This window comes from Streptomyces sp. NPDC051020 (assembly GCF_040683105.1).
Classification (GTDB): Bacteria; Actinomycetota; Actinomycetes; order Streptomycetales; family Streptomycetaceae; genus Streptomyces.
In genome coordinates, this window is record NZ_JBFBCG010000042.1 from 41,294 (window position 1) to 60,096 (window position 18,803).

The window sequence follows — 18,803 nt, forward strand, 5'->3', positions numbered from 1 at the left end:
GCCACGGCGACCGGCTCGACCTCGGGCTCAGCCTCGGCGGCGACCGGTTCGGCTTCGACGGGGGCCTCCGGCGCGGGGGCCACGGCGACCGGCTCGACCTCGGGCTCAGCCTCGGCGGCGACCGGTTCGGCTTCGACGGGGGCCTCCGGCGCGGGGGCCACGGCGACCGGCTCGGCTTCGACCTCGACCTCGGCGGCGGCCTTCGACTGGGCCTCGGCGGCGACCGGCTCGGCCTCGGGCACCGCAGTGAGCGCCTCCGCTTCCGGCTCCACCGCAGCCTCGGCAGCATCCTCCGGCTCGACTTCGGCGGCGACCGGCTCGGCTTCGACCTCGACCTCGGCGGCGGCCTCCGGCTCAGCCTCGGCGGCGACCTTCGACGGGGCTTCGACGGCGACCGGCGCGGCCTCGTCCTCGCCCTTGGCAGCAACCGGCTCGCCCTCGGGCTCGGTCTCGGCAGTGGCCTCCCGCTGGGCCTCGGCGGCCACAGGCTCGGCTTCGACCTGGGCCTCGGCTGCGACCGGCTCGGCCTCGGGCACCGCAGTGAGCGCCTCCGCTTCCGGCTCCACCGCAGCCTCGGGAGTAACCTCCGGCTCGACTTCGACTTCGACCTCGGCGGCGGCCGGCTCAATTTGGGTTTCGGCGGCGACCGGCTCAACCTGGGCCTCGGCGGCGACCGGCTCGGCTTCGACCTCGGCCTCGGCGGCGGCCGGCTCAACCTGGGCCTCGGCGGCGGCCGGCTCAACCTGGGCCTCGGCGGCGGCCGGCTCCGCTTCAACCTCCGCCTCGGGCTCCGCAGCGACCGCCTCCGCCTCCGCCTCGGGCACCACAGCGACCGGCTCCGCTTCCGGCACCACAGCGACCGCCTCCGCGACCGGCTCTGACGCGGTCTCGGCCGCGGCCGGCTCCGGGGCCGAGCCCTGGGCCGGGACTGTAGGGGTGGACCTCGAGGTGGGGGCCGATGGCCTGTCGAAGGCCTCCGCCACCAGGTCCGCCGCCAGTCCGCTCTCGGGCGAGGCGGACCGGCGCGAGGCGGGAGCGGGCACCGAGGCCTTGGCGGGCGGGGTGGATGCCGCCACCGTCTCGTCCGCCGCCACCGTCACCGCGACGGGCTCCGACTCCGTCGGCCCGGTGCGCTCCGTCTGGGGCGGGACCGTGGCCGTCGTCGGTTCGTCCTGCTCCGCGCGGTCGCGGCCGAACACCTTGCGCAGCAAGCTCCGAATGCCCATGGGCGAGGCCTTTCGCATGAGTTGGGTGCGATGAATGTCCGTACTGCGGGAATTTATCCCTGGCCAGGGCGGATACGTAAGGTTAGCGGCCAGATCCGGCCGTTCGTTGGTGCGGCCCGCGCCCGTGTCAAATGGGCTGCGGTGGCCCTGACTTCACTCTCCGTTCATGCCGAGTGCCTCGTGCTGCATGACAGCGCACTTACCGTCACACGAGACACACATACGGAGGGAAACACGTGCGCAACCTGCTGCCGCTCATCAGTTCGCACCCGGGCGGGCGCTCTGCGCTGACCTGCCGCTACCGCTGTGGCGACGCCTGCTTCCAGGAGATTCCGAACACCAGCGACAACGAATACGTCGGCGATGTCATCGCCGGTGCCCTTTCGCGCCGTTCGATGATGCGTGCCGCGGCCGTGGTGACCGTCGCCGCTGCCGCCGGGACGACCGTCCTGGCCGGCCCGGCCGCGCCGCAGGCCGAGGCCGCAGAGCTCGCGGGCCACGGGCACACGCCGGGCAGGCCGACGACTCCCGCCGCCTCCGGCGCCCGTGGTCTGCGCTTCGCGCCCGTCGCGCCGAACAAGGACGACAAGGTCACCGTCCCGGACGGCTACGACCAGAATGTCGTGATCCGCTGGGGCGAGCCGATTCTGCGCGGCGCGCCCGCCTTCGACCCGGACAAGCAGTCCGCGAAGGCGCAGGCGGGCCAGTTCGGTTACAACAACGACTTCCTCTCCCTGCTCCCGCTCCCTGGTGAGCGCGGCCGTCAGGTCCTGGTCGCCAACCATGAGTACACGGACGAGAACCTCATGTTCCGTGGCTACGATCCGGCCAACCCGACCCGCGAGCAGGTCGAGATCGCCTGGGCCGCGCACGGACTGTCCGTAGTCGTCGTCCAGGACGAGAGCCGCACCGGCAAGGTGTCGCCGGTCAGCCGCCACCCGCTGAACCGCCGCCTCACCGCGACCAGCGAGTTCGAGGTCACCGGCCCGGTCGCGGGCAGCCCCCTGCTCCGTACGTCCGCCGACCGCACCGGCCGCAAGGTGCTCGGCACGCTCAACAACTGCGCGGGCGGCACGACCCCGTGGGGCACCACGCTGCACGGCGAGGAGAACTTCAACCAGTACTTCGCCAACGGCTCCAGCGACACCGACAAGCGGTACGGCATCGCGGCCGGCGCCACCGAGCGCAAGTGGGAGCGTTTCGACAAGCGGTTCGACCTGGCGCAGGAGCCGAACGAGGCGCACCGCTTCGGCTGGGTCGTCGAGCTCGACCCGTACGACCCGGACGCGACGCCGCGCAAGCGCACCGCGCTCGGCCGCTTCAAGCACGAGGCCGCGCAGCCCCGACTGACCGCCGACGGCCGGCCGGTCGTCTACATGGGCGACGACGAACGCTTCGACTACTTCTACAAGTTCGTATCGTCGAAGAAGATGAAGAAGGGGAACTCGCGGGCGGCCCGCGAGCACAACCTCACCCTCCTGGACGAGGGGACGTTGTACGTCGCCAAGCTGACCGGCGACTCCCCGGCCGCTGAGTTCGACGGCACCGGGAAGCTTCCCTCCGACGGTGAGTTCGACGGCAGTGGCGTCTGGATCCCGCTGGCGACGGGCAACACCTCCCACGTGCCCGGGATGACCGCCGAGGAGGTGTACGTCTTCACGCGACTGGCCGGTGACAAGGTCGGCGCCACGAAGATGGACCGCCCCGAGGACGTCGAGCCGTCGCCGCGCACCGGCCGGGTCTACGTCGTGCTGACCAACAACACCAAGCGCGGCACCGCCGGCAGTGCCCCGGCCGACGAGGCGAACCCGCGCAACAACAACAAGCACGGCCAGATCCTGGAGCTGGCCGAGCACAGGGACGACCCGGCCTCGGACGGCTTCGCCTGGCGACTGTTCCTCGTCGCCGGCGACCCGAACGACCCGGCGACGTACTTCTCCGGCTTCCCCAAGGAGAAGGTCAGCCCCATCTCCTGCCCGGACAACGTGGCGTTCGACCCGCACGGCAACCTGTGGATCGCCACGGACGGCAACCAGCTCGGCTCGCACGACGGTCTGTTCGGGGTCGCCACCCAGGGCGAGCGGCGCGGTGAGCTCAAGCAGTTCCTGACTGTGCCGAGCGGCGCCGAGACCTGCGGTCCGCTGGTCCAGGACCGCCGGGTGCTCGTCGCGGTGCAGCACCCGGGCGAGATCGACGGCGCGTCCGTCGAGAAGCCGGCGAGCAGCTGGCCGGACGGTCCGGGCAGGATCGTGCGCCCGTCGGTCGTCGCCGTCTGGCGCAAGGACGGCCGCGACATCGGAGTCTGAGCCCGCCCGCGCAAGGGTTCACGCGGTGGCGACCTGGCGGCGCCACCGCGTGAACTGCGCCTCCGCGTCCCCGGTGTAGGACCACGGCACCAGCACCGCCCGCCCGTCCAGCAGCCGGAACGCGTCTGCGGCCTCCGCGGGACGCCCCGCGTAACAGGCCGCGTGCGCGAGGTAGTTCAGCTCGCCGACCTCCTCCGGGGGCACCGGCCCCGCCGCGCGCATCCCGAGCCACCGCTCCCAGGTTCGGCACACCTCGGTCACCGCCAGCTCGTGGTCCCAGTGCTGCTGCCCGGTGCGCGGCGCCACGACGGGCCGCCCGTGCGTGGCATCGGAGACGTACCGGTACTCCTCGACCCTGGCGATCTGCACCAGCACCGGAAGCGACGAACCGGGCGGCGCCGCGCCCGCCGCGTCGCGCGCGAAGTCGTACATGGTGCCGTGGGTGCCGTGCCAGCGCGCCGAGTAGTAGCGCAGCAGCTGCGTGTGCCCCTCCATGTGGTGGGGGTCGCGGCGCAGCAGTTCGTCCCACCACTGTGTGATCCGGCGTCGGGCCCCGTCCTCGTACAGCCGCGCCACGGTCAGCAGCGACGCCCACGGCATCGGGTCGGACGGGCAAGCCTCGGCGGCCCGCAGGCAGCAGCTGACGACCCGGTCCACCCGGTCCTGGTCGACGGCGATGCCGCGGCCCGCCATGACGGCCCGCCCGAAGAGCCGTACGACCTCGGTCGCCGCCTTCAGTACGTGCGCGTCGGCGTTCTTCGGTTCGGCGGCGAGCCAGGCCTCCGCGGTGGAGCTGCCCGCGGTGGCGTGGGCGAGCAGCCGGGTCCGGTGGGTGCGCAGCGCCCACGCGTTGCCGGTGGCATGCAGCAGATCGCGTACGCCCTGCCAGCGGCCGATGACGATGTCCTGGCGGGCCGCGGTGAGCGACCGGTCGCCGAAATCCGGGTCGAAGCGCACGGGTGGGAGGGTGCGGCGTCGGCGTACAGCCATGCTCGGAGGGTCGTCTCCTCTCGGGGCTGGTGGGGGCGGAGGGGCCGGGGATCAGAAGTCGGTGAGGATCGTGGCGGAATCGGTGCAACCGGACGAATCCTCGGCCTGCACGGTCCGCGAAGCATCGAGCTTCGCCGGACGGTAGTACGAGCTGCCGCGCCGCCGGTACCAGAGCATCGGGACGACACCCACGGCAAGACCGCCGAGGCCGAGTGCGAGCGCCGTTCTGCTGAAGTCGCCGAGCGCCTCGAAGAAGATCCAGAACATGAAGAGCGAGCCGGCCAGCGGCCAGAGCCCGCCGAGGACGAAGTCCGAGACCGAGCGCAGGAGCAGTTTGCGGTACGCAACGACGGCGGCCAGCCCGGCGAGCCCGTAGTACACGGCGATCTGCAGCCCGATGGCCTGCACGGCCACACCCAGGATCCGTTGCACGCGGCCGAGGGCGAGCGAGGCGAGGATCAGGCCGAGGGCGACCCCGCCCACGGCCGCGACAGCCACCCACGGCGTGTTCCAGCTGCGGTGCACCCGGCCGAACGCGGCGGGCATCGTGCGGTCGCGGCCCATCGCGAACAGGGAGCGCGTGACCTGGATGAGCGTGGTCTGCAGGGTCGCGACGGTGGACAGCATCACCGCCATCACCAGAAGTTTTCCGCCGACGCCGGGCCACACCTTCTCCCCGAGCACGGTCAGGACGTTGGCGCTGTGCTGCTGGATGTCGTCGGCGGAGAGGATCACGTTCACCGCGATCGCGAACACTTCGACGAGCGCGAAGACGGTGAGCACGCCGATGATCCCGGCCAGCCCCGCGGTGCGGCGGCTGTCGCGGGTCTCCTCGCTGAGGTTGCCGGTGACGTCCCAGCCCCAGTAGTAGAACGCGGCGATCAGCGCGCCGGAGGCGAAGTCGGAGACCCCGTCGAAGTGCCCGAGGCCGAGCCAGGACCATTCGAAGGCGTGTGCGGCACCGGCCCCGGCGCTGGAGCCGTGGACCAGCGCGACGACTGCGAAGAGCAGCAGGATCACCAGCTCGACCCCGGAGATGAGCAGCTGGGTTCGGGCACTGAGCCGGACCCCGCCGAGCACGACGAGCAGCATCAGCAGGAACCAGCCCGCCCCGATGAGGGTGGCGAGTGTCGTGTTGTCGGCGGAGTGCGAGTCGATGACGGTGAGCGTCATCGTCCCTGCGGGCAGCGATCCGGCGACCATGAACAGGGTCGCCGCGACGACCAGCGCCCAGCCGCTGAGGAAACCGAGGAAAGGGTGCAGGGTCCTGCCGACCCAGGAGTAACCGGCGCCCGCGTTGACGTCGATCCGGCCGAGCTGCCGGTAGGCGAGGGCGATGCCGAGCATCGGTATCGCGCAGTACAGCAGGGCGGCGGGCCCGCCGAGACCGACCGTACCGACGAGCACGGCACTGGTGGCGGCCAGCGAATAGGCGGGGGCGCTGCCCGCGACCGCCATCACGATCGTGTTGAACGTACCGAGGGCATTGGGCTGGAGCCCACGGCCGGGCCGGGCGGGCGTGTTGCGCATCGCTGTTCTCAACTGCTTCCGGAATTACGGCGTGCCACGGCGGAATCCCCGTACATCCCTCAGAGGCACGACATGTGGCGGCATGTCAGAGACAGATCTTCGAAACTCCGAACGGATTCGGTCAGTCCGTTCGGAAAGATCGTCCGCATCGTAGTCCTGTGATTACAGCTGTGTCGGCTTGAGCGGTAAGAGTGTTACGTGAGTCCTGTACGAGGTTCACAGCCCGGGCGGAAGGCCTACAGTCGGAGACATGGTTTCGGGTGAGGCACCGCAGGCGGAGGGAAGCGTCCGCGTCGACAGCTGGATCTGGTCGGTACGGCTGACCAAGACCCGCTCGCAGGCCGCTGCCGCCTGCCGCGCGGGGCACGTCAAGGTCAACGGGGACCGTGCCAAGCCGGCGCAGACCCTGCATGTGGGGGACGAGGTGCGGCTCCGGCACGCCGGCCGCGACCGGATCGTCGTCGTGTCCAGGATCGTGAAGAAGCGGGTCGGCCCGCCGGTGGCGGCGGAGTGCTTCGTCGACAACAGCCCGCCCCCGCCGCCGCGCGAAGCGGTCATCCAGGTGCCGGTCCGCGACCGTGGCACGGGCCGCCCGACCAAGCGCGACCGCCGCGAGATGGAACGCCTGCAGAGCCGCGGCCACGGGGGCCGGCCGGCCTGACGGCCTCCCCCACGACAGGGAGTGGGCTTCCCGACGCCCTCGGCTGCGGTGAGGCGATCGCCCGTGCCGCCACGACCTTCGGCAGCTCGGTCCGTACGCCGCGGATCAGAGCGCGAACAGGGTCTTGCCGCGGGCGCCGCCCGTGCGGTTCCGGTCGAGCGCCTGCGGGGCCTTCTCCAGCGGGAGTTCGATGTCGATGGGCACCTTGAGCACACCCTCCAGGGCCCCCGTCGCCAGGACGTCGAGCAGCACGGGTGTCGGCTCCAGGCGGAAGTCGATACCGCTGACACCGGTGGGAAGAGCGGCCCGCCCGGCGACACCCCGCGTGGAGACGGCCACGCCTCCGGCTCGGACCAGCGCCGCATGCGCCGCGAAGCCGTCCGGGGTGGTGGACACCAGGTCGACGAGCGCGTCGATGCCTTCCGGGCATGCCTCCCGTACCGCCGCTTCGAGCGGACGGGCTGTCGTGTCGATCGTGACCGCGGCTCCGAGCGCCCTCATCCGCCTGTGCTCGTCGCCGCGCACGGCGGCGATGACGCGCAGGTCCCGGGCGGACGCGAACTGGGTCAGATAGCTGCCGACGCCGCCCGCCGCTCCGATGATGATCAGACTCTCGTGGCCGCGGAGCACCGCGGTCTCCAGGAGTTGCGCCGCGGTCATCCCGGCGGACGGGAGCGCCGCGGCGGCCCGGAGCGGGAGACCGTTCGGGACCAGGGTGATCGCGGAGTCCTGCGGGACGGACACGTAGTCGCAGTACGTCCCCTGGCCGGCCGGCGATCCGCTCACCCGGCCGAAGACCTCGTCGCCCACCCGGAAGCGGTTCTCGCCGCTGCCGATCATGTCCACCCGGCCCGCGTAGTCCACGCCGACGATCAGCGGGAACACCGGCTCCGCAGCCCCTTCCGGGGCGCTGTCCGCGATCTTCCAGTCGCACGGGTTGAGCGCGGCGTACATGATCTTCACCCGCACCTCGCCGGCCCGTGGATCCGGCTTGGGAAGCTCGATCAGTGAAGGATCGGCCCGGAACGCGCTGACGGCTATGGCTCGCATACGGAAGACCTCTCAGTCGGCCCCGACGGTCACGCAGTCCTGCACTCCACTCTTGCCCGGCCCGCGCGCCGCCGCACGTCGAACCGGGTGCGGCGCCCAGCGCTCAGCCGGCGTGCAGGTCGAGCCCGACGAGGAGCGCCCGGTGGTCGGTGCCGTCGAGGCGCGGGAAGCGGGCGGACCGTACCGAGAAGTCGTCGCTGACCGGCACATGGTCGATCCGGGTGCGCGGTGGAGTGGAGCGGCCCACAGGCCAGGAGTACGCACGGGGGGCGTTGGCGAGGCGGGCCGGATCACGTCCGTGCGGCGGATCCCCGACCCACCCACACCCGCGCGGCCGCCGCACACAGCGCCACCGCCAGCCCCGTACCGAGGACGATCCACACCGTCGTACGGAGCGAAGCCGTCAGCGCGTCGTACACCGCTGCCGCCGCGTCATGGTCGCTGCCCGGCACCCCGGCCAGCACCCGGTTCCGGGCCATCGCGAGCAGTGCGCGCAGCACCAGTGCGCCGAGGGTGAATCCGAGCCCGACGAGCGCCGTGGCCGTCAGCGCGGCGAGGGCGGCGCCCCGGCGGCCCGGCCGGCCGCGCACCGCCGCGACGGCCACGGCCGCGAGAGTGAACAGCACGGTCCCGACGGCGGGCCAGATGCTGCCGGTCCGGAGCAGGCGGAAGGTGTGGCGCAGCTGGTCGGCGCGGTCGGCGGAGATCAGCGTGATCTCGGTGTGCTGGACCGGGATCCGGTCGGCGAACGGTACCCCGTTGTCCAGCAGATTGTTTTTGACCTGCTCCGTCACCGCCGCCAGATCGATGGTCACTGCCTCGCCGGTCTTCCCGTTCAGCGCGGCGGTGACCGCCTTGTGGGCGGTGCGGTTGGCGGCGTCCCAAGCGGTACGGAAGGCATCGGTGGTGGTGAACGACTGCACCGCCTCGTACAGGAAGCCCCGCACGGTGGCCTGGAGCGGCCCGGCTTCGATCTTCTTCATCGCCTCGTCGGTGATCAGACCGGCCACGATGGCCTGCACATCGGGGTCGGAGGCGAGCGGCTCCACCGCGGCGACGTACCGGTCCGTGTTGTCGATCTCCAGATCGACCCAGGCGGCCAGCGCACTCAGCGGGACGAGGACGGCGAGCAGCACAACCAGTACCGTCGACAACGCCACCGAGAGAGAGGTCCGCACCCCTCAAGGGAATCCCGGACGGCAGCGGTGCGCTCCGGGCGGTACCCCATTCGAGTTGCCGGGCCCCACGGCCGGGTGTGCTCTGGAGGGAACGGGGTGAAGGAAGGAGCTTTCGGCCATGACGACACACGCCTCGGTGCCGACGCGCCGCCGCCGCGCGCGGGCGCGCACCCACCGCCCCAGCACACTCAGCTGGGCCATGCCCGTCGCCCTGGGCGTGATCGGGGGCTGGTGGGCGACGTCCATCGTGCGCGGCGGCGGTGTGCTCACCGGCACACAGCTCGCGCTCGGTCTGATCACCGGCGCCGTGCTGGCGGCGCTCTGCTACGGCCTCGGCCGGGTACAGAAGCGACTGCCCTCAGGAACCAAGGCCACCGCGTACGGCGCGCTGTTCGGCGGTGCGGTCGGTTTCCTGTACAGCCTGTCCGACAAGAGCGTGCTCGCGTCCACCATCCTGGCCCTGGTGACCGGATTCGGAATGTGGGTGTGCGCCTTCTACGTGTTCCACGTGACGGAGGACTGACTCCGCGCCCCGTCTCCTCCTTCCTTCATCCTTGACCTTCTCCGCGGGGGAAGCCCCAGCATCGGCAAGGCCGGGCGGGACCGTCCGGCACGAGGAGGCCGGCGGTGGAACGCGAGGCGCGCACGAAGGACGCCGCGGACAAGAGGAGGGGCGGTCCCGAACGGGACCGCCCCTCCTCTTCGTTCGTCGAGTTCACTCGGTCAGTCGCGGACGACCGTCACCGGGCACGGCGCGTGCTGGGTGACATGAAGGCTGACGGAGCCGAGCAGGGTCGCCTTGAAGCCGCTGTATCCGCGTGCCCCGACGACCAGCAGGTTCGCGCCCTTCGCGCGGTCCAGCAGGGCCTGCGCCGGGTTGCCGATCACCACGATCTTGTTGACCGCGGCCGCGCCCTCGGCGCCGAGGGCCTCCTCCAGCGCCTCGGTGAGCGAGACGGTCGCCAGGGCCTGCGGATCGAAGTCCTCCGGCATACCCGGCATCATGGACGCCCAGCTCGTCGCGGGGTACTCCCAGCTGTTGACGGCCTCCACCGAGTCACCGGTCAGCTCGGCCTGGCGTACGGCCCAGTGCAGCGCCTTGATCGACGACTCGGAGCCGTCCACGCCCACCACGATCCTGCCCATCTCTGCCTCCAGGTCGGTTCAGCTCACATCTGCGTGATACACCTCACGGTGCATCGTTACGGGTCACTGTAATCAAACCGGACAGAAGCCCCCGGGTGGGCCCACCCCGCCCGGGCAGCGGCAGGTCAGTCCAGCCGCAGGTCGGCCAGTTGCTGCTCGAACGGCACCACCTCGTCGTCGAGCCCCCGTGCCCTGGACGCCCCGGAGACCGCCCGGCCGCCCGCGATCATCCCCGCGAGTTCGCCGCCCGCGCGCCGGATCCGGGACGGCAGACCCTCGGTGTACTCGTCACCGGACGAGCCCCAGTCCTCCGACGCGGCGTACACGGACGTCGGTACGACGGTGGCTCGCAGGTAGGCGAAGAGCGGCCGCATCGCGTGCTCCAGGACGAGCGAGTGCCGGCCGGTGCCGCCGGTCGCCGCGATGAGGACGGGTTTGCCGGTCAGCGCCGTGTTGTCGATCAGGTCGAAGAACGACTTGAACAGTCCGCTGTACGAGGCGGTGAAGACCGGCGACACGGCTATCAGGCCGTCCGCCGCCGTCACCGCGCCGATCGCCTCGCTCAGCGCCCGCGGCGGGAACCCCGTCACCAGGTGGTTCGCGATGTCGACGGCCAGATCGCGCAGCTCGATCACCCGGACCTCCACCGGCCGGTCCTGCTCGGCGGCCAGCCGCTCCCGGGCGGCTGCTGCCAGCCGGTCGGCCAGCAGCCGGGTCGACGACGGCTGGCTCAGCCCTGCGGACACGGCGACGATCTTCAGAGCCTCGTTCTGCATGGTGGGTCAGATCTCCTTCGTGCGGGCGGCGACGGCCGGGTGGACGGGGGCGGATTCCGGCACTCCGGCCGGCCGCATGTTGGCGAACTCCTTGCGCAGCACCGGGACGACCTCCTCGCCGAGAATGTCGAGCTGCTCCAGGACCGTCTTCAGCGGGAGTCCCGCGTGGTCCATCAGGAACAGCTGGCGCTGGTAGTCGCCGACGGCGTCACGGAACGACAGGGTCCGTTCGATGACCTCCTGCGGGGAGCCGACGGTCAGCGGCGTCTGCTGCGAGAAGTCCTCCAGGGAGGGCCCGTGCCCGTAGACCGGCGCGTTGTCGAAGTACGGGCGGAACTCCCGTACCGCGTCCTGCGAGTTCTTCCGCATGAACACCTGGCCGCCGAGGCCGACGATGGCCTGCTCGGCGGTGCCGTGCCCGTAGTGCGCGTACCGCTGCCGGTAGAGGTCCACCATCTTCTTGGTGTGCTCGATGGGCCAGAAGATGTTGTTGTGGAAGAACCCGTCGCCGTAGTACGCGGCCTGCTCCGCGATCTCCGGGGAGCGGATGGAGCCGTGCCAGACGAACGGCGGGACGCCGTCCAGCGGGCGCGGGGTCGCGGTGAAGGACTGCAGGGGCGTACGGAACCTGCCCTCCCAGTCGACGACGTCCTCCCGCCACAGCTTGTGCAGCAGGGCGTAGTTCTCGATGGCGAGCGGGATTCCCTGGCGGATGTCCTTGCCGAACCACGGGTAGACCGGCCCGGTGTTGCCGCGCCCCATCATCAGGTCGACCCGGCCGTCCGCGAGGTGCTGCAGCGTCGCGTAGTCCTCGGCGATCTTCACCGGGTCGTTGGTGGTGATCAGCGTCGTGGACGTCGACAGGATGAGGTTCTCGGTGCGGGCGGCGATGTAGCCGAGCGTGGTCGTCGGCGAGGACGGGACGAACGGCGGGTTGTGATGCTCGCCGGTCGCGAAGACGTCCAGGCCCACTTCCTCGGCCTTGAGGGCGATCGCGAGGGTCGCCTTGATCCGCTCGTGCTCGGTCGGCGTCCTGCCGGTGGTGGGGTCGGTGGTGACGTCTCCGACGGTGAAGATCCCGAACTCCATGGCGCCCGCCTCCGTGGGTGATGGTTGAAGCTTGAACTACTTGAGTCACACCCTACAACGGGGCCCCCCTTCTGCCTATTCCGTCGCCGGAGCGGGGCTCTTGGCGACGCGTACCCTGGACGGCGAGACAGGCCAGGAACGCGTCGGCAAGAAGGAAGCAGGGCCCGTGAGCGAGAGCGAGAGCTGGAAGGAGCGTGGCGTCGCGCTGCGCGTCTTCGTCTACGTCTTCGCCACGCATCTCTTCGCGGGCTTCGTCTACCTGCTGTTCTACGTGGGCGAGCACGCCCACAAGTGAGCCGTTCGCCGGACGGAACGCGAACGGCCGTGGGAGTTCTCGCCGCGATTGCGGCAAGGACTCCCACGGCCGTGGGCTGAGGGTCTGACGGCCCTACTTCGTGAAGTAGAAGTACTTCCAGGCGCCGTGGGTGGTGGAGTTCACGTTGTCGCCGGACGAACCGTTGATGTATGACGCACGCATGCGCATCCGGTATCCGGTGTCGTGCGTACCGGTCAGCGTCACGACAGACTTCCCATTGGCCCCGAGCTTGAAGTACTGCGAGCCCGCCTCGTACCACCTTCCCTGGTAGTAGATCTCCAGGTTCAGCCTCTGCGAGCGGTTCTTGTAGTACGTCATGGTCGTGGTGAAGACCGGGTTGGTCGTCTTGTGGAAGTACGCGTACGAGGTGGAGCCGATCTTCGCCGTCTTGTACTGCTTGGCGACCGACGTGGAGACCTTGACCTTGGCGTACGCGGTCGACTTCACGGACTTCGACGCGTACCGGGCATCGCCCGCGAACACGGCGGTCACCGTGGTGTCCCGGGTCATGTCGACGGTCGCCGACAGGTTGCCGCTGGAGTTGACCGTGCCGGTCTTGATCAGCTTCTTCGGCTTGTCGGCGCCGAAGGGGTCGGCCCAGATCTCGACGGTGCGGTTCTTGTACGTCGTACCGAGGTGCGCCGTGAACGAGACATCGGCGCCGTACGAGTACAGGGCGCCGTTGTGGTTCAGGGTCAGCGAGGGCGTCGCCCGGGAGACGTCCACCTTCGCGGACGCGGAGGCCGGGGTGTGCGTGGCGTCACCGGCGTACGACACCTTGTACGTGACCTTGCCGCCTGCGGGCGGGGTGTCCGTGAACGAGAACGCGCCGTTCGTCCCGAGCGACTTCGTCCCGAGAGACTTGCCGCTCGGGGACTCCATGTCGGTACGGGTGACGGTCAGCGGCGTCCCGGCCGGAAGCGGCAGGGTGGCCTTGAGCGTGCCCTTGACCGTGAGCGGCTTGGCGCGGGTCGCGGAGGCCGGCGCGGTCACGGTCATCGTCGGGGCCGACTTGGTGGGGTCGGTCAGGACACGGAGAGCGTGGTCGCCCTTGCTGTTGCTGGTCACCGCGAACAGGCGGCTCCCGCCCGGCTCCCAGGCCAGACCGCTGGAGACGACTTCGTCGCCGCCGCTGATGGAGTCGTCCGTGTCGGGCAGGTCGTACTGCCGGACCGCGGCTGTGGTCCCAGGCGTGAAGACGTAGAGGTCCGGGTCGTACGGGGACGAGGTGCCCGCCGCGACCGTGCCGTCGGGGGCGATGGCCACCGCGTCGGGGTGGTACGCGGACGGGTAGGCCCCCACGTCGGTGAGGTCCGAAGTCCGCCACAGCCGGTGGTGGTTGCCCGGATTGGCGGTGACGAGCCCACTGCCGTCCGGCGTGAGCGCGAGATCGGACGTTATCCCCAGCCACGGCACGCCGGTGCCGCTCGCATACTGAGCGGTACGGTTCGCCGTGCCGGTGGATACGTCGTACACGCCGAGCGAGGACCCGTGGTAATCCGGGGAACCGGCGGCCAGCACGTTCGGGGCGCCCGGAGTGGAGGCGAGCTTCGGAGCGACGGCGTAACCGGTCTCGGGGTCCTGGCCGAGGGTCACCACGGGCTCGGCGCCGGACAGGTCGAGCGAACCGATGTCGCCATGGCCGTTGCTGCCGTACCCGAACCAGATCTTGCCGCCCGCGAGCGCAAGGTGCTCCGGGTCGGTGCCGTCACCGGTCGCGTACCGGGCGGTCCGGGTGACCGTCTGCGTCTCGACGGACACGATGGAGTCGTCGCCGGGGACGGCTGCGTACAGTTGCCCCGAGTCGGCGGACAGGGCGAGCCCGTCCACGCCCGTCAGACCGGTCAGAGTGGCCAGCACCGTACCGGAGTAGTCGGTGGCGATGAGCGTCCCGCCGTACGGATCGCTGATGAAGACCTTCTGGTGGACGCCGTCCACCACGATGTCACCGGCGGACTTCACCGGCAGAACCTTGCTGGAGTCGGCCGCGGCCGACCCCGCTGTGCCGGCCACCAGTGCGGCCGAGCTGAAGAGCACTGCGAGAGCTGTCGCAGCCGTAAGAGTGCGTCTGGGCACGAGTGGTATCCCCCCACTGTGAAACCGGCCCGTGTATCCGGGCGCGGTGATCGCAGCGTAGGACATGGGTCCAACATGCAACTCACCGCGTCAGCAACTTCGCTGGAGCGAGCCCGGGTCTGCGGGAGCGGGCGGTCGCGTCGTCGACCGGCGCCCCGGCCCTGCGCGGTGTGAGCGCATCGGCATGTACGACGCTTTGCCGCAGAACGTCCCCGATGCCCGCCTGTCGTCCTGCACGGTGAGCCGTACGAGTGCTCCGCTGCAGAACGTACGAGCCAGCGGCGCCATGATGACACCGGCGGGCCGGACCTGCTCGACGAGCCGGAGCGGGATTCCTGTAGAGGGTGCTGACCACCGCGTACCGGCACCACACCATCAGCACCCGTATTCCGCGTGAGCGTGTCGCCGTGTCGCGTTACACTCGGCCCATGACCTCCGTACCGTGCCGAAACTGGTGGCGCTCCACTTAGGAGCGGCCGCCTCATCTGCACGGAACCAGGGCCGTTCGATACGGACGGCCCTTTTCTGCGCCCTCGCACGGGTACGGATGCCGCTCCCAGCGGGCCGTCCTCCACGCAACCAGCACCCGCGAGGAGAGACCCATGACCACCGTCGCCGCACCCGTCACCACCCCGGCTCAGCGCCGCAGTGCCGAGCTGGAGCAGCAGATCCAGCAGGATCCCGGGCGGTTCCGGGTGATGACCGGTGACCGGCCCACCGGGGCGCTGCACCTCGGGCACTACTTCGGGACCCTCCACAACCGTGTCCGGCTCCAGGACCTCGGCGTGGACGTCTTCGTGATCATCGCCGACTACCAGGTGCTCACCGACCGGGACGTCGCCGACCGGCTCACCGAGCACATGGAGGGGATGCTGCTGGACTACCTGGCCATCGGTATCGACCCGGCCCGCACCACGATCTTCAACCACAGCGCCGTGCCCGCGCTGAACCAGCTGATGCTGCCGTTCCTCAGCCTCGTCTCCGTTGCCGAGCTGAACCGTAATCCCACCGTCAAGGACGAGATCGCGCACTCTCGGCAGTCCGCCGTCAGCGGGCTGATGTTCACGTATCCCGTGCACCAGGCCGCCGACATCCTGTTCTGCAAGGGCAACCTCGTCCCCGTCGGACAGGACCAGCTGCCGCACCTCGAAGTGACCCGGAGCGTCGCCCGCCGTTTCAACGAGCGGTACGGGACGGTCTTCCCGGAGCCTGACGCCCTGCTCTCCGCCGCGCCCCTCCTGCTCGGCACCGACGGCGGCAAGATGAGCAAGAGCCGGGGCAACTCGATCGCGCTCGGCGCCACCGCCGACGAGACCGCCCGGCTGATCCGCGGGGCGAAGACGGACACCGACCGGCACATCACGTACGAACCGGAGACCCGGCCCGAAGTGTCGGGGCTCGTACTCCTCGCCGCGCTCTGCCTCGACCGCGACCCGTACGAGGTCGCCGCGGAGATCGGAGACGGCGGTGGCGCTGTGCTCAAGCGGACCGTGACGGACGCCGTCAACGAGCGGCTGGCGCCGGTGCGTGCGCGGCGGGCGGAGTACGCGCAGGACATGGCGTACGTACGGTCGGTCCTGCGGACGGGCAACGAGCGGGCCAATGCCGTCGCCGAGGCCACGCTGGCAGAGGTGCGGGGGGTGATGGGGGGCGTGCTGTAGCGGATTCCGGCCAGGTCAGGGCAGCCAGGTCGGGTCGGTCGGGCCGGGTCGGCTTCGGGCCAGGGCGTTCCGTGCCGGTACATCCAGGATCAGTGCCGCACCCATGCGGCGGAGGCCGGCTGCGCCGGCCTCCGCCGCATGAAGGGCGTCCACGCTCCCGGTGGAAGGCATCACACCAGCAGGAGACCGCCGCACCGCTCGGCGCCGTCCTTCATCGCGATCAGATTGGCCTGCACGTAAGAGATGTTGTTCCTGGAGTGCCAGTCAGTAGGGAAGTAGGTGACCAACCGCGAACGCTGGAACCGGGCCCGGATTTCCGGTACGAAGGCGCGGTACTGGTCGTCGGTGTAGTACCAGAACGAGTTCTCGTTGTAATAGGCGACATGTGTCGGGTCCTGGTAGGCGCCCCGGCCGTCGGAGCTGGGAGTCCGGCTAAGAAGCATGCCGCCCGGTGCCAGCAGGCGGTACAGCTCGTTGATCAGCGGAATCTTCGCAGGTACGTGCTCCAGGAAGTCCACCGCCCGGAGCAGGCCGACCGAGTCGTCGGGGAGGTCCAGCGGTCCGGGCAGCGTCGCGACGATGTCGACGCCGTCCCTCGGGTACTGGTCCACTCCCATGTAGCCGGGCGGCTTGCGGTGCGCAGCGCCGAGGTCCAGCGCGAGGAGTCCGCGCCGCTTGGTCCAGGCGAGCGCGTTGACCTCAACATATTTGTCGTACAGGGCGACCGTCTCGCGCTGGATGTGTGCGTTGATTTCGGTATCGCGCTGGGTGTTGTGAGGGTGCTGCCGCTGCAGATACAGGCAGCGAGGGATCAACTGGAATTCCCCCACCTGAAAGAGACGGCACATCAAGTCCTGGTCGTCCAGCACCGTGCGCGTGGCATCGTACCCACCGACCTGCTCGTACGCGCCCTTACGGAACGCCCGCACATGGTTGGGGGCGTACCAGATGTACGAGACGTTGTGCGGCGTCGGTGCCATGGAGACGGCCTGCAGGAGCTGACGACCGTCGACATTCACTTCTTCGTACTGCCAGCCGTGCGCCTCGTTGAACCGCGAGTCGTCCCGGCCTCCGTCTTCGGTGATCTGAGCGGTATGGCTGTAGACGAAGACGACGTCGGGATGCTCGTCGAAAGCCTCCGACAGTTCCGCCAGGCAGTCCTTCGCCAGCAGGTCGTCGTGGTCGAGTTCGACGAGGATCTCTCCGCGTGCCAGTTCGCAGGCGCGGCGCTTGGCCGCTCCGACGCCCGTGACGTCGTCCGCGATCTCTACCCGGACGCGGTCATCGGGCTGTTCGGGCCGCCAGCGCGCGCCGTTGTTGAGGAGCACGACCCACTCCCAGTCGGTGCGGGTCTGCGCCTGCAGGGTCGCGAGGCATTCGTCCAGGAAACGCGGTCGATGGCTGGGGGTGAAGACAGAGAACTTCGGGGTCGGGAGAGAAGTCATCTTTTGGTACCTGCCTGAGTGGCTGTCGGTGCTGGGCTCGTGGGATTCCGGAACTGTTCCGGGACGAGCTGTCGGAGGGAAGGGTCGGCGCGGACGGCGAGGCCGAAGGCGTCCTCGGCCTCGCCGTCACGGCCCTTCTTGGTCAGGGCCTGTCCAAGGTGCAGATAGGCCGTGGCGGCCTTGGGGTTGGCGTCCACGATGTGCTGCAGGATCTCGATCTCCTGATCGGTGTCGCTCGTCCCGATCAGGATCGCCTTGTTGTAGAGCGCCGATTCGAAATCCGGATCGATCTTGAGCGCCTTGTCGTAAGCCGCGCGGGCGTCGGCCGTCTTTTTGTCTTTCTGGGCGACGACGCCGAGGTTGTACCAGGCGAGTTTGTTGGCAGGATCCAGGTCCAGGACCTGTCTGAAGCTACGTGTCGCCCCAGAAAGATCCTTGTTCTCACCCTGCTTGATGCCTGCTTGGAGCAGTCGTTCCACCTTCGGAACGAACTTGGCCGTGGGCCCCGATCCAGCCCTGGGTGTGGTCCTGGAGGCCCCTGTGGGCAGGTGGACCCAACCGGTCACCACGTTGGCGGCGACGACCGTTGCTGCGAGTCCGGTCCACAGTCCCATCCGCTTTTTCACGGGGTTCTACCTCATCGGTTCGGTATCGCGAATGAGTCGGCCGCCAGGGCCGAGTACGGGGCAGTTGTACCGACGGCGCCCCTGGCGGCGTCGTCGGCACAGTTGGCCGTGAGCCCCGGCCGACCGGGCAGGAGGCTCACGGCCAGGAATCACGGCGCGCAGACCGCGTATGCAGTGACGGGTGAAGCGCCGTCCTCATCGGTGACCTGCCAGCCAGTGGCCGGAGAGCCGCCGACAGGACCGTTGTGGATGACCTTGTGGGCGGCTCCCGCCGCGCTCTGGTAGCCGCCACTCACGGCGAATTGGCCGGCGGGGCACGAGGCAACGGCGTTACCTGGGTTGGTAGTCGTGACGACCTGGCTCTGCGCCCCGGAGCTCATGCCCTGGGCGCCCTGGTTCCCCTGAGGGCCGGCGGCACCTTGGAAGCCGGTGTCGCCCTGGAGGCCCTGCGCTCCTTGGGATCCGGTGATGCCCTGGAAGCCCTGGGGTCCTGAGGCGCCGGTGTCGCCCTGGAGGCCCTGGGGTCCTGAGGCGCCGGTTTCGCCCTGGAGGCCTTGGTTGCCTTGGGGTCCGGTGGCTCCGGTGTCGCCTTGGAAGCCCTGGTTGCCGGGGATGCCCTGGAGGCCCTGGTCGCCCTGGAGGCCTTGGTTGCCTTGGGGTCCGGTGGCTCCGGTGTCGCCTTGGAAGCCCTGGTTGCCGGGGATTCCCTGGAGGCCGGTGTCGCCTT

16 protein-coding genes and 3 pseudogenes are annotated in these 18,803 nt (G+C 70.0%); 5 read left to right on the forward strand and 14 right to left on the reverse strand.

The window, feature by feature from the left end:
* A pseudogene (locus AB0N06_RS22815) lies at nucleotides 1-1,226 on the reverse strand (hypothetical protein); the annotation flags it as partial.
* Between the two features lie 236 nt (nucleotides 1,227-1,462).
* On the opposite strand from AB0N06_RS22815, the gene AB0N06_RS22820 reads away from it, so the two are divergent.
* Nucleotides 1,463-3,532, forward strand: coding sequence for a PhoX family phosphatase (locus AB0N06_RS22820; protein WP_366136525.1), 2,070 nt, complete (start codon nucleotides 1,463-1,465; stop codon nucleotides 3,530-3,532).
* Between the two features lie 18 nt (nucleotides 3,533-3,550).
* On the opposite strand, the gene AB0N06_RS22825 is transcribed toward AB0N06_RS22820, so the two are convergent.
* Together AB0N06_RS22825 and AB0N06_RS22830 are read right to left on the reverse strand one after the other, a co-directional pair.
* The gene (locus AB0N06_RS22825) at nucleotides 3,551-4,522 is read right to left on the reverse strand and encodes a hypothetical protein (RefSeq protein WP_366136526.1); all 972 of its coding nucleotides are present in this window, start codon (nucleotides 4,520-4,522) and stop codon (nucleotides 3,551-3,553) included.
* A 51-nt stretch (nucleotides 4,523-4,573) separates the two neighbouring features.
* A complete protein-coding gene (locus AB0N06_RS22830) occupies nucleotides 4,574-6,052 on the reverse strand; it encodes an APC family permease (protein ID WP_366136527.1) in 1,479 nt (492 codons plus the stop codon).
* Between the two features lie 250 nt (nucleotides 6,053-6,302).
* Between AB0N06_RS22830 and AB0N06_RS22835 the strand changes: the two genes are divergently transcribed.
* The gene (locus AB0N06_RS22835) at nucleotides 6,303-6,713 is read left to right on the forward strand and encodes an RNA-binding S4 domain-containing protein (protein WP_358860864.1); all 411 of its coding nucleotides are present in this window, start codon (nucleotides 6,303-6,305) and stop codon (nucleotides 6,711-6,713) included.
* Nucleotides 6,714-6,818: 105 nt separating this feature from the next.
* On the opposite strand, the gene AB0N06_RS22840 is transcribed toward AB0N06_RS22835, so the two are convergent.
* The 3 genes from AB0N06_RS22840 to AB0N06_RS22850 form a co-directional block, all read right to left on the reverse strand.
* Nucleotides 6,819-7,763, reverse strand: a complete 945-nt coding sequence (locus AB0N06_RS22840) for an NADP-dependent oxidoreductase (protein WP_366136528.1) — start codon at nucleotides 7,761-7,763, stop codon at nucleotides 6,819-6,821.
* A gap of 103 nt (nucleotides 7,764-7,866) precedes the next feature.
* Complete coding sequence (locus tag AB0N06_RS22845) at nucleotides 7,867-8,010, reverse strand: hypothetical protein (RefSeq protein ID WP_366136529.1); 144 nt, start codon at nucleotides 8,008-8,010, stop codon at nucleotides 7,867-7,869.
* Between the two features lie 43 nt (nucleotides 8,011-8,053).
* Nucleotides 8,054-8,941, reverse strand: a complete 888-nt coding sequence (locus AB0N06_RS22850) for a hypothetical protein (protein ID WP_366136530.1) — start codon at nucleotides 8,939-8,941, stop codon at nucleotides 8,054-8,056.
* A 118-nt stretch (nucleotides 8,942-9,059) separates the two neighbouring features.
* Here AB0N06_RS22850 and AB0N06_RS22855 point away from each other — a divergent pair, with 118 nt between their 5' ends.
* Nucleotides 9,060-9,464, forward strand: a complete 405-nt coding sequence (locus AB0N06_RS22855; RefSeq protein ID WP_366136531.1) for a hypothetical protein — start codon at nucleotides 9,060-9,062, stop codon at nucleotides 9,462-9,464.
* 200 nt (nucleotides 9,465-9,664) lie between these two features.
* On the opposite strand, the gene AB0N06_RS22860 is transcribed toward AB0N06_RS22855, so the two are convergent.
* From AB0N06_RS22860 to AB0N06_RS22870, 3 genes are all read right to left on the reverse strand, one after another.
* Nucleotides 9,665-10,087, reverse strand: coding sequence for a universal stress protein (locus tag AB0N06_RS22860; RefSeq protein WP_366136532.1), 423 nt, complete (start codon nucleotides 10,085-10,087; stop codon nucleotides 9,665-9,667).
* A gap of 125 nt (nucleotides 10,088-10,212) precedes the next feature.
* Nucleotides 10,213-10,863 (reverse strand): FMN reductase, encoded by a 651-nt coding sequence (locus AB0N06_RS22865; protein WP_366136533.1) that lies wholly within the window; start codon nucleotides 10,861-10,863, stop codon nucleotides 10,213-10,215.
* A 6-nt stretch (nucleotides 10,864-10,869) separates the two neighbouring features.
* Nucleotides 10,870-11,952 carry an LLM class flavin-dependent oxidoreductase gene (locus AB0N06_RS22870; protein WP_037701859.1) on the reverse strand — a complete coding sequence of 361 codons (1,083 nt, stop codon included), beginning with the start codon at nucleotides 11,950-11,952 and terminating at the stop codon, nucleotides 10,870-10,872.
* Between the two features lie 166 nt (nucleotides 11,953-12,118).
* Between AB0N06_RS22870 and AB0N06_RS22875 the strand changes: the two genes are divergently transcribed.
* Nucleotides 12,119-12,247 (forward strand): DUF6126 family protein, encoded by a 129-nt coding sequence (locus tag AB0N06_RS22875; RefSeq protein ID WP_234432866.1) that lies wholly within the window; start codon nucleotides 12,119-12,121, stop codon nucleotides 12,245-12,247.
* Between the two features lie 93 nt (nucleotides 12,248-12,340).
* Here AB0N06_RS22875 and AB0N06_RS22880 read toward each other — a convergent pair whose 3' ends face one another.
* Together AB0N06_RS22880 and AB0N06_RS22885 are read right to left on the reverse strand one after the other, a co-directional pair.
* Nucleotides 12,341-14,344, reverse strand: coding sequence for an Ig-like domain repeat protein (locus AB0N06_RS22880; protein WP_366136534.1), 2,004 nt, complete (start codon nucleotides 14,342-14,344; stop codon nucleotides 12,341-12,343).
* 165 nt (nucleotides 14,345-14,509) lie between these two features.
* A pseudogene (locus AB0N06_RS22885) lies at nucleotides 14,510-14,677 on the reverse strand (methyltransferase); the annotation flags it as partial.
* Between the two features lie 269 nt (nucleotides 14,678-14,946).
* Between AB0N06_RS22885 and trpS the strand changes: the two are divergent.
* On the forward strand, nucleotides 14,947-16,005 hold the full coding sequence (trpS, locus tag AB0N06_RS22890) for a tryptophan--tRNA ligase (protein WP_366136535.1): 1,059 nt from the start codon (nucleotides 14,947-14,949) through the stop codon (nucleotides 16,003-16,005).
* A gap of 170 nt (nucleotides 16,006-16,175) precedes the next feature.
* Here trpS and AB0N06_RS22895 read toward each other — a convergent pair whose 3' ends face one another.
* The 3 genes and pseudogenes from AB0N06_RS22895 to AB0N06_RS22905 form a co-directional block, all read right to left on the reverse strand.
* Nucleotides 16,176-17,450: a glycosyltransferase gene (locus AB0N06_RS22895; protein ID WP_366136536.1), complete on the reverse strand. Its 1,275-nt coding sequence runs from the start codon at nucleotides 17,448-17,450 to the stop codon at nucleotides 16,176-16,178.
* Complete coding sequence (locus tag AB0N06_RS22900; RefSeq protein WP_366136537.1) at nucleotides 17,447-17,929, reverse strand: tetratricopeptide repeat protein; 483 nt, start codon at nucleotides 17,927-17,929, stop codon at nucleotides 17,447-17,449. Before AB0N06_RS22900 ends, AB0N06_RS22895 begins: the two co-directional genes overlap by 4 nt.
* Nucleotides 17,930-18,225: 296 nt before the next feature.
* Nucleotides 18,226-18,803, reverse strand: a pseudogene (locus AB0N06_RS22905) (collagen-like protein); the annotation flags it as partial.